The 9786-nt window shown below is 64.0% G+C and carries 8 protein-coding genes; 3 read left to right on the plus strand and 5 right to left on the minus strand.

Translation table 11 applies throughout. From position 1 onward, the window contains the following. Positions 1–84 precede the first annotated feature (84 nt). From GGD90_RS16775 to GGD90_RS16785, 3 genes are read right to left on the minus strand one after another with little or no spacing between them, the layout of a single operon-like run. Positions 85–831 (minus strand): arginyltransferase, encoded by a 747-nt coding sequence (locus tag GGD90_RS16775; protein ID WP_153117924.1) that lies wholly within the window; start codon positions 829–831, stop codon positions 85–87. Beyond that, positions 818–1540 carry a leucyl/phenylalanyl-tRNA--protein transferase gene (aat, locus tag GGD90_RS16780; protein ID WP_153117922.1) on the minus strand — a complete coding sequence of 241 codons (723 nt, stop codon included), beginning with the start codon at positions 1538–1540 and terminating at the stop codon, positions 818–820. The genes GGD90_RS16775 and aat overlap by 14 nt, the downstream gene beginning before the upstream one ends. Continuing rightward, positions 1537–2649 carry an ABC transporter ATP-binding protein gene (locus GGD90_RS16785; RefSeq protein ID WP_153117920.1) on the minus strand — a complete coding sequence of 371 codons (1113 nt, stop codon included), beginning with the start codon at positions 2647–2649 and terminating at the stop codon, positions 1537–1539. The genes aat and GGD90_RS16785 overlap by 4 nt, the downstream gene beginning before the upstream one ends. 93 nt (positions 2650–2742) lie before the next feature. On the opposite strand from GGD90_RS16785, the gene GGD90_RS16790 reads away from it, so the two are divergent. Continuing rightward, the gene (locus GGD90_RS16790; RefSeq protein ID WP_153117918.1) at positions 2743–4371 is read left to right on the plus strand and encodes an ABC transporter permease; all 1629 of its coding nucleotides are present in this window, start codon (positions 2743–2745) and stop codon (positions 4369–4371) included. Positions 4372–4452: 81 nt separating this feature from the next. Here GGD90_RS16790 and GGD90_RS16795 read toward each other — a convergent pair whose 3' ends face one another. Beyond that, positions 4453–5454: a Fe(3+) ABC transporter substrate-binding protein gene (locus tag GGD90_RS16795; protein WP_153117989.1), complete on the minus strand. Its 1002-nt coding sequence runs from the start codon at positions 5452–5454 to the stop codon at positions 4453–4455. A 151-nt stretch (positions 5455–5605) separates the two neighbouring features. Next, positions 5606–6109: a C40 family peptidase gene (locus GGD90_RS16800; protein WP_153117916.1), complete on the minus strand. Its 504-nt coding sequence runs from the start codon at positions 6107–6109 to the stop codon at positions 5606–5608. Positions 6110–6639: 530 nt separating this feature from the next. On the opposite strand from GGD90_RS16800, the gene GGD90_RS16805 reads away from it, so the two are divergent. Beyond that, positions 6640–7749, plus strand: a complete 1110-nt coding sequence (locus GGD90_RS16805) for a GGDEF domain-containing response regulator (protein WP_184415271.1) — start codon at positions 6640–6642, stop codon at positions 7747–7749. A 79-nt stretch (positions 7750–7828) separates the two neighbouring features. Then, positions 7829–9721, plus strand: coding sequence for a propionate--CoA ligase (locus tag GGD90_RS16810; protein WP_153117911.1), 1893 nt, complete (start codon positions 7829–7831; stop codon positions 9719–9721). Positions 9722–9786 lie beyond the last annotated feature (65 nt).

The raw sequence follows: 9786 nt of genomic DNA on the forward strand, positions 1-9786 counted from the left end.
GCTTTCTCATCGACCGTCGCTGGTCCTGTTGGCGGATGGCCGTTTTTCTTCTGCTTGCTAGCTCGCCAAGTGAAACATGGCGCCTCAGCAGTCGCTGTCGTCAGCCGGAAGCTCGCGCCACTGCCCGTCAAACAGGCCCTCGATCGGCCGGAAGCGCGACTTGTACGACATCTTGCGGCTGGCGCCTATCCAGTAGCCGAGATAGAGGTGCGGCAGACTGTTGGCCACGCAGCGTTCGATCTGCCAGAGAACGTTGTACACGCCGAAACTGGCGCCGCGGACGTCAGGGTCGAAGAAGGTATAGACCGACGACAGTCCGTCACTGAGCACGTCAACGATGCTGACCATGCGCAGCACATCGCCTTCCGAGAAGGTGACGAGGCGCGTGTCGACGCGGCTTTGCAGGAGGAAATGCGCGTACTGCTCGCGGTTGTCGTGGTCCATGCCGCCACCGGCGTGGCGCGCTGCCTGGTAGCGCTGGTAGAGAGCGTAGTGCGCCGGGTCGAAGGCAAGCGGCACTTCGCGCGCGACCAGACCGGCGTGCGCCTTCAGACTGCGCCGTTGCGCGCGATCAGGCCGGAAGCGTTCGGTCGGGATGCGTACGGGGACGCAGGCATGGCACTCGTCGCACAGTGGGCGGTAGGTGAACACACCGCTGCGACGAAAACCGGCGCGTACCAGTTCGCCATAGACCTCGGTGTTGATCAGATGCGTCGGCGTCGCGACTTGCGAGCGCGCCTTCTCGGCGGACAGGTAGCTGCAGGCGTAAGGCGCCGTCGCGTAGAACTGCAACAGCGAGAAGGGCAGTCCGCCGTCGTCAAGATGCGACATCTGCGCTCCAGGGCAGGCCGGCGGCGTGCGCAGGCCAGCGGCAAGGGGAGGGGCCGCTCGCCGTGAGCGCGTGCAGGCGGGCGAGAAAATCGGTGCGCGAAATCTCGCGCGCCCCTAGCGAGGCAAGGTGTGGTGTGTTCATCTGACAGTCGATCATGCCGAAACCCTCTGCGACAAGATGCCGGGCGAGATGGGCGGCCGCGACTTTTGAAGCGTCGCTTGCGCGCGAAAACATCGATTCGCCATAGAACATTCCGCCGATGGCAATGCCGTAGAGACCGCCGACCAGCCGTCCATCATTCCACGTTTCGACCGAATGCGCGAAGCCGAGTTCGAACAGGCGCAGATAGGCATCCTGCATGGCTTGCGTGATCCAGGTGCCGTGCTGGCCCCGACGCGGCGTTTCGGCGCAAGCGCCGATCACTGCGGCGAAAGCCGTGTCGAGGCGTACCTCGAAGCGGCCGCTGCGCAGCGTCCGGCGCAGCGAGCGCGAAATGCGGAATTCGTCCGGAAAAAGCACCATGCGCGGGTCCGGACTCCACCACAGGATCGGGTCGTCGGCCGAGAACCACGGAAATATCCCCTCGCGGTAGGCGGCGAGCAGGCGTTGCGGCGAGAGGTCGCCACCGGCACAGAGTAGTCCGTTTGGCTCACGCAGCGCGCGATCGGGGGCTGGAAAACCCGTATCGCCGATCAGCCAGGGAATCATGCGGCTTTGACGCGGCTGGCCGCCTCGGGAACGGTCGCGCCAGTCTGCTCGCTTGGAAAAGCAACGACGTGGTCGACATCGAGACGGATGCCGATCAATTCGCCGAGCGCATGGTTATGGTGCGAAGGAACCAGCGACAGCAGTTCGGCGCCACTGGGCAGGCGCAGCGTGTACAGGATGTCGGCGCCGCGGAATGCCTTGTTCGTCACCTCGGCGCGCAGCGCACTGGCGTCGTCATGCACGATGTCGTCTGGCCGCAGCAGGACATCGAGATGGCAGTTCTGCGCGCAGCCGGCGCAACCGGAACGGCAGCCCAGCGGCAGTTCTGATTCGAGGATGCCGAGCTCGATCTGCACCTGCCGCCCGTCAAGCGCGACGCCCGGCAGAAAAACGCCCTTGCCGACAAAATCGGCGACGAAGCGCCCAGCCGGCCGATGGTACAGCTTGTACGGGGTGTCCCACTGCTGCAGCTGGCCGCCGTGCACGACACCGATCTCGTCGGCGATGGCGAAGGCCTCGTTCTGGTCGTGGGTGACCAGTACGGCAGTGATTGCAAGGCGCTTGAGGATGTCGCGGACTTCGAGCGAGAGGCGTTCGCGCAGTTCGACGTCGAGGTTGGAGAAGGGTTCGTCGAGCAGCAGCAGTTGCGGTTGCGGCGCCAGTGCGCGTGCCAGCGCCACGCGTTGCTGCTGCCCGCCGGAGAGTTCGTGCGGATAGCGGCTGCCCTGGCCGGCAAGGCCGACGATGGCGAGCAACTCCTCGACGCGCGCCTGGCGTTCGCCGCGCGGCAAGGCATCGAGGCCGAAAGCGATGTTGCCGACGGCTGTGAGGTGCGGAAACAGCGCGTAATCCTGAAAGACCATGCCGATGCGCCGCTTTTCCGGCGGCAGCGAGAAGCCGGGGCGGCTGACCACCGCGCCGGCGATGCGGATTTCGCCACCGAGCAGCGGTTCGAAGCCGGCGATGCAGCGCAGCAGCGTGGTCTTGCCGCAACCGGAAGGGCCTAGCAGACAGGCGATGCTGCCGGCTTCAACGGCAAGGCTTACGCCGTTGACGACGGTGTTGCGGCCATAACGCTGGCTGACGTGATCAAGTTCGAGGTGCGGCATCGGCGCTCGCGGTGCTGGCAGTAATTCGTGAATTATCGCTGATCGACGTCTCCGGCGCAGCCGCAGGCTCACCTATAATTGCAAAACGTTCTCATGAAGAATATTTCGCCCCTTTCGCTTGCCTTTGGCCTTGTCGCCGCACTCATCGCCTTGCCGGTGGGGAGTGTGCTCGCCAATCTGTTTGCCAGCGGCGGCGGCGCGACGATTGCGCATCTGGCGGCGACGATCCTGCCGGAAACGGTCGTCAATACGCTGCTGCTCTGCCTGTATGTCGGCGGCGGCTGCATCCTGCTCGGCGTCGGCGCCGCCTGGTTGACGACGGTCCTCGATTTTCCCGGGCGCCGCTTCTTCGAATGGGCATTGGTGCTGCCGCTGGCGGCGCCCGCTTACGTGCTGGCCTATGTGTACACCGACGTGCTGCAGTTCGCCGGGCCGCTGCAGGGCGCGCTACGCGAGGCCTTCGGCTGGCGTTATGGTGACTACTGGTTTCCCGAGGTGCGCAGCCTGGGCGGCGCGGCGCTGATGTTCATCGCGGTGCTTTATCCCTACGTCTATCTGCTGGCACGAACTGCCTTTCTCGAACGTGGCGGTACCCTGCTGGAGGCGGCACGGACGCTGGGGTTGGGGCCATGGCGGGCTTTTGTGCGCGTGTCGTTGCCACTGGCGCGGCCGGCAGTTGTCGCCGGTGCAACGCTGGCGCTGATGGAAACGCTCGCCGACTACGGGACGGTCGCTTATTTCGGCGTGCCGACTTTCACCACCGGCATCTATCGCGCCTGGTTTTCGCTCGGCGACCGTCTGGCGGCGGCACAGCTGGCGGCGACGCTGCTCGGTTTTGTTGTCCTGCTGCTGGCGCTGGAACGCTTGGCGCGCGGCCGGGCGCGATTTTCCGAGGCCGCGGCCCGTCGGCCGGCGGCCGTCGGCCGCCGACTGACGGGCCTGCGCGCGGTCGCCGCGATCATCGCCTGCTGTCTGCCGCTGTTCGCCGGATTCCTGCTGCCGGCGCTGCTCCTGCTGCGCCTGGCGCTGCTTGAGGGCGATGCGCAGTTTGGCACGCGCTTTCTTACGCTGGCGCAGAACAGTTTCATGCTGTCCGGGCTTACCGCCTTGCTCGGCGTTTTCATTGCGCTCTTGCTGGCGTATGGCGAGCGCCTCGGGGGTGGCTGGGCGGCGCGCGCCGCCGTGCGCATTGCCGGTCTTGGCTACGCGGTTCCCGGTGCGGTGATTGCCGTCGGCGTGCTGATCCCGGTGACACGTCTCGATCACTGGCTCGGTGAGCAGTGGGAGGCCTTTTCCGGCGTCAATCCGGGGCTCTTGCTCACCGGTGGCGTAGCCGCGCTGATCTACGCGTATCTCGTGCGCTTCCTAGGCATTGCCTTGCAGACGATCGGGGCCGGCCTGGCGCGCATCCGTCCGAGCATGGACGATGCGGCGCGCAGTCTCGGTCTTGGCCGTGGCGCGACGCTGCGCCGGGTGCACCTGCCACTGCTGCGTGGCAGTCTGCTCACCGCCGGCCTGCTGGTCTTTGTCGATGTGATGAAGGAACTGCCGGCAACGCTGGTGATGCGTCCGTTCAATTTCGACACGCTAGCGACGCAGACCTACATGCTCGCTGCCGACGAGCGTCTGGCCGAGGCGTCGACGGCAGCGCTGGCGATCGTCGGTGTCGGCCTGCTGCCGCTATTCGTGTTGTCGCGGCAGATCGCGCAAGGGCGCCGCTGACACTGCACAACAAAAACGCCCGCTCCGCGGGCGCGGGACGGGCGTGTCGGGAAAAACGCCGAAGGCGGTCGTCGGGAGCGTTCAGCGATAACCGACGCGATCGAAGATCATCTGCGCCTTGGCGCGGTACATCGCCAGCGATTTGACCGGCAGCGTGTCAGCCTTGAATGGCCCCAGCGCGGCGAGTGCCGGATTGTCGATGCGCGCGCCGGTGACGGCCGGCCATTCGTTGTTGCCGTCGGCGAAATAGCGCTGGGCACTGTCGCTGGCAAGATACTCAAGGAAGCGTTCAGCCGACTCACGATGCGGGGCGTATTTCAGGATGCCCGCACCGGAAATGTTGATGTGCGTGCCGGCTCCTTTCTGATCGGGCCAGACGACGCCGATCTTTTCCATGATGGCGCGGTCCTCTGCTTTGTCCGAGCGCATCAGGCGGGCCAGGTAATACGTGTTGGCGACGGCGACGCCGCACTCGCCAGCGGCAACGGCCTTGATCTGGTCGGTATCGCCGCCGCGCGGCGGCCGCGCGAAGTTGGCGACGACGCCGCGCGCCCAGGATTCGGCCTTCGCTTCACCTTCATGGGCAATGATCGACGCCATCAGCGACAGGTTGTACGGATGCGATCCCGAGCGCGAACAGACCTTGCCCTTCAATTTTGGCTGCGCGAGATCGGCGTAGTTGGCGACATCGCTGGCCTGGACGGAATCCTTGGCATAGACGATGACGCGCGCGCGCGTCGAGAAGGCGATCCAGTCGTCGGTGCGCAAGTGTGCCGGAATCTTCGCTTCCAGTTTCTTCGAGGCAATCGGCTGGAAGAGTCCCATTTCGTCGGCGGTGGACAGGCGCGCGGCATCGACGGTGATCAGCACGTCGGCGGGGCTGTTGCGACCTTCGTTGCGGATGCGTTCGAGCAGTTCGTCTTCCTTGCCCTCGATGCGGTTGATGCGGATTCCCGTTTGGCGGGTGAACTCGGAGTAAAGCGCTTCGTCAGTCTGATAATGGCGTGCTGAGTAGAGATTGAGCGTGGCAGGGTCGCCGGCAGCAGCGGCTCCGCCCGAGATGGCGGCGAGCAGCATCAGCATGGACAGGCGAGGGCGCAGGGAGTGGCTCATATTGGCTCCTAGTGATGAGAATGAGTCGCGTTTCAGAGTCATCATAACCGGCAGCCGTCGCCTTGCCAAGAGGCGAAAAAAAAAGACGCCGCGGCGTCGTTTTCCTGGGGGCTGAGCGGGCTCAGCGCTCGACCACGCGCCTGCCACCGTCAAAGCGCTTTACCCAGTAACTCTGGCGCATGTCCTCGACGCGAACTTCGGCGCCGGTGCGCGGCGCGTGCAGGAAGCGGTTGTCGCCGAGATAGATGCCGACGTGCGAGAAGGCGCGGCGCATGGTGTTGAAGAAGACGAGGTCGCCGGGCTTCAGTTCGTTCTTGTCGACGACGTCGCCGACCTGGCTTTGCTCGCGCGCAGTACGCGGCAGCACGAGGCCGACGGCTTCGCGATAGACCAGCTGGACGAAGCCGCTGCAGTCGAGACCGGTATCAGGATTGGTGCCGCCGCGGCGATAGTTGATGCCGACGAGTTCAAGGCCTTTGAGGATCAGATCTTGCGCGCTATTGGTGTAGCGCTCGAACAGCGACATTTCGTCTGCCGCCTTTGGTTGTTCCGTTGGCGCGGCGATCGCCGAGGTGGCGAGCAGGCTGGCGAGCAGGAGGGCGGAGAGCAGGCGTTGGACAGACATGGGTCCGGAATTTAGTTGAAAACCCTATGCATGTAAACACCGCTGTCGTGGTTATAGCAACAAACCGCTTTAGAAAAATGAGTTAACAACTTGAATATAAATGATAGTACGAGAATTAAACAGTGTGCGGTGTTTTGTGGTCGGGTGGTGCAGATCGCCGCAAGCTCGTGCCGCGGGCAAACCGGGCAGTTCGCCATCCCCTTGCGCCAATTTGGTGAGGCTTTCATTTATACTTAAACGTAATTATGAAAAAGGTCTGACGCTGCTGAATTTCGGCGCGATCACGACCTTCATCGGCAGTGGGGCAGCGTCGCGGTTGCAAGGAGCGGGCATGAGTCCCTTCAGGAATGGTCAGGTCGACGTACGGAGTTGCAGTCCTGTGCCGCCTTCGCGGGCGGGGGCTTGGCGCATTGCTGTCGGTTCGCCGAGCGTTTCCGGCAGCCTGTTACGCATTTTCGCAGCAAACCCATCGGCGCGACAGGCGCGCTTGTCGCGACCAGGAACGATCGAGTCATGATGGTATTGTTGCGATGAGTCTGCCGGAGATTGATACGCCGCTGCCGCGCGTGCTGATCGTTGATGACTCGCGCATCGTCCGGGCGACTTTGATCAAGCGTATCCGCGACCGTTACGATTTTCGCGAGGAGGCCAACGGCGAAGCCGGCTGGCAGGCGCTCGTTCTCGACCATTCGATCCATCTGCTGATCACCGATATTTCAATGCCGGTGCTCGATGGCTATGGTTTGCTCAAGCGCATTCGCGAATCGAAGCTGGCGCGCTTGCGCGACCTGCCGGTGCTGATGCTGTCCGGCGACGAAGACGAAAACGCGCTGGAACATGCCAAGGCGCTCGGCGCCACCGATTTCATCGGCAAGGGCGTCGGCGGGGCTGAACTGCTGGCACGCATCGACTCCCTGGTGCGCTTGTCGCAGGCGCAGCATCTGCTCAAGGAAAATCGCGCGCTGCAGGTGCAGGAAGAAGAAACCGGCCTGTTTACGCGCAAGTACATCGAGTTGCAGGCGGCGCAGGCGCTGTCGCTGGCGATGCGGCACGACAGCCGGCTGAGTGTGATGGTCGTCGCTTTTGACCGCGTCGCATCCTTGCTGGAGGAACAAGGCGAGGACATGGTGCGCCAGCTTGAGCTGCGCTTCATCCGCATGCTCGCCGGCAAGACGCGCAAGGAGGACAGCTTGGGCCGTTATGCCGGCAGTCAGTTCGCGCTGGTTTCGCCGGGTACGCCTTACCCCGCCTGCGAATCTTTCGCCAACCGTTTGCGTGAGGCGATCGAGGTCGCCAACATCACCGCGCACGGACAGCGGCTCAATCTTTCCATCAGTGTCGGCGTGGCCAACAGCCCCGTCGACACGGTTACCTCGGCTGGCGCCTTGCTCGAACTTGCGGGCGCCCGGCTGAAAGCTGCCCAGCAGTCGGGCGGCAATCGCGTCATTGCGTGTCAGGCTAGATCGGAGGCCGACCTGGTCGTCCCCAAGCTGGCGCACGCGATCGATCTCATCAAGGCAGGCCACGAGCAGGCGGTGATCCCGCACCTCGACACGCTCGGCGAACAGATCACGCCCTTGCTGCGCCTGCTGGAAAGGGAACGAAACTTCTGCTGGCCGCCGGCCGGCGGAAAGCCATGAAAACCCGACCGGAGTGCGCACGCATCCGGCGGAATAAGCCTGTACGAGCAGGCACATCATCCATTGCAAAAGGAGTTTCATGAGCACGATCAAGGAGTTTCACCGACAGTCCATCGATCAGCCCGACGTTTTCTGGGCCGAGCAGGCCAAGCTGATCGACTGGGAGACGCCCTACGAAAAGACGCTCGATTTCTCGCGTCCGCCTTTCGCCAAGTGGTTTGTCGGCGGTCGTACCAATCTCTGTTTCAACGCGGTTGACCGGCACGCTGCCAAGCGTCCCGACGCGCGCGCGCTGGTCTATATCTCGACCGAGACCAACGAAGAGAAGAGCTATTCCTACGCCGAGTTGAAGCGCGAAGTCGAGCGCACGGCGGCGATCATGCAGAGTCTCGGCGTTGGCCGTGGTGACCGCGTTCTCATCTACATGCCGATGATCGCCGAAGCGGCGTTCGCCATGCTCGCCTGTGCGCGTATCGGCGCGATCCACTCGGTGGTGTTCGGTGGCTTCGCTTCCGGTTCGCTGGCAACCCGCATTGACGATGCGACGCCGAAGCTGATCGTTTCGTCCGACGCCGGCATGCGCGGCGGCAAGGCGGTTCCCTACAAGCATCTGCTCGACGAAGCGATCAATCTCGCCGGGCACAGGCCGGCGCACGTGCTGATGGTCAACCGTGGCCTCGATCCGGCGTTCAATCGCGTCGAGGGCCGCGACGTCGACTACGCGACGCTGCGTCAGCAGTTCCTCGACGCCGAAGTGCCGGTGACCTGGCTCGAATCGTCCGAGCCGTCGTACATCCTGTACACCTCGGGTACCACCGGCAAGCCGAAGGGCGTGCAGCGCGACACCGGCGGCTACTGCGTCGCACTGGCGTCGACGATGAAGCACATCTACTGCGGTGGCGAGGGCGAGACGATGTTCTCGACCTCCGACATCGGCTGGGTCGTCGGCCACTCGTACATCATCTACGCGCCGCTGATCGCCGGCATGACGACGATCATGTACGAAGGCACGCCGCTGCGCCCGGACGCCGGCATCTGGTGGAAAATCGTCGAGGACTACAAGGTCAACGTCATGTTCTCGGCGCCGACTGCTGCGCGCGTGCTGAAGAAGCAGGACCCGGCGTTCATGCACAAGTACGACCTGTCCTCGCTCAAGCACCTGTTCCTCGCCGGCGAGCCGCTCGACCAGCCGACGCACGAGTGGATCATGGGCGAACTGAACCTACCGGTGATCGACAACTACTGGCAGACCGAAACCGGCTGGCCGATCCTGGCTGCCATGCCCGGCGTCGAGCAGACCAAGATCAAGTACGGCACGCCGAGCTTCCCGGTCTATGGCTACAACCTGAAGATCTTCCGCGAGGACGGCTCCGAGTGCGACGCCAACGAAAAGGGCATCGTCGGCATCGTTCCGCCGCTGCCGCCAGGTTGCCTGTCGACGGTGTGGGGTGACGATGATCGCTTCGTATCGACCTACTTCTCGCTGTTCCGCGAGCCGCTGGTGTATTCGTCCTTCGACTGGGGCATCCGTGACGATGAGGGCTATCACTTCATCCTCGGCCGTACCGACGACGTGATCAACGTTGCCGGCCATCGCCTTGGCACGCGCGAGATCGAGGAGGCGGTGCAGGGGCACTCGGCGATCGCCGAAGTGGCGGTGGTCGGTGTTGCCGACCCGCTCAAGGGGCAGATGCCGATGGCTTTCGCGGTGGTCAAGGACGCCAGCCGCGTCGCCACGGCCGAGCAGCGTCTGGCGCTGGAGAAGGAAGTCTTCAAGAAGGTCGACGAAAGCCTCGGCGCCATCGCCCGGCCGAGTCGCGTGCACTTCGTGACCGTACTGCCGAAGACGCGTTCCGGCAAGCTGCTGCGTCGTTCTATCCAGGCGCTCGCCGAAGGTCGCGATCCCGGCGATCTGACGACGATCGAAGACCCGGCAGCGCTCGAGCAGCTGAAGCAGGCGCTCGGCGTCTGAGTCAACGCCGCCGGCCGCTCATCGCGGTCGGCGCAAGTATCCTGAACAATGAAATCGGCCCCGCG

Origin of the sequence: Rhodocyclus tenuis, assembly GCF_014197755.1 — a bacterium.
GTDB classification, from domain to species: Bacteria; Pseudomonadota; Gammaproteobacteria; order Burkholderiales; family Rhodocyclaceae; genus Rhodocyclus; species Rhodocyclus tenuis.

What these genes read in the sequence shown, in the direction of transcription:
- GGD90_RS16790 (WP_153117918.1), top strand. Translation starts at nt 2,743, where the DNA reads ATGAAGAATATTTCGCCCCTTTCGCTTGCCTTTGGCCTTGTCGCCGCA.
- GGD90_RS16805 (WP_184415271.1), top strand. Translation starts at nt 6,640, where the DNA reads ATGAGTCTGCCGGAGATTGATACGCCGCTGCCGCGCGTGCTGATCGTT.
- GGD90_RS16800 (WP_153117916.1), bottom strand. Translation starts at nt 6,109, where the DNA reads ATGTCTGTCCAACGCCTGCTCTCCGCCCTCCTGCTCGCCAGCCTGCTC.
- GGD90_RS16775 (WP_153117924.1), bottom strand. Translation starts at nt 831, where the DNA reads ATGTCGCATCTTGACGACGGCGGACTGCCCTTCTCGCTGTTGCAGTTC.
- GGD90_RS16785 (WP_153117920.1), bottom strand. Translation starts at nt 2,649, where the DNA reads ATGCCGCACCTCGAACTTGATCACGTCAGCCAGCGTTATGGCCGCAAC.
- GGD90_RS16810 (WP_153117911.1), top strand. Translation starts at nt 7,829, where the DNA reads ATGAGCACGATCAAGGAGTTTCACCGACAGTCCATCGATCAGCCCGAC.
- GGD90_RS16795 (WP_153117989.1), bottom strand. Translation starts at nt 5,454, where the DNA reads ATGCTGATGCTGCTCGCCGCCATCTCGGGCGGAGCCGCTGCTGCCGGC.
- aat (WP_153117922.1), bottom strand. Translation starts at nt 1,540, where the DNA reads ATGATTCCCTGGCTGATCGGCGATACGGGTTTTCCAGCCCCCGATCGC.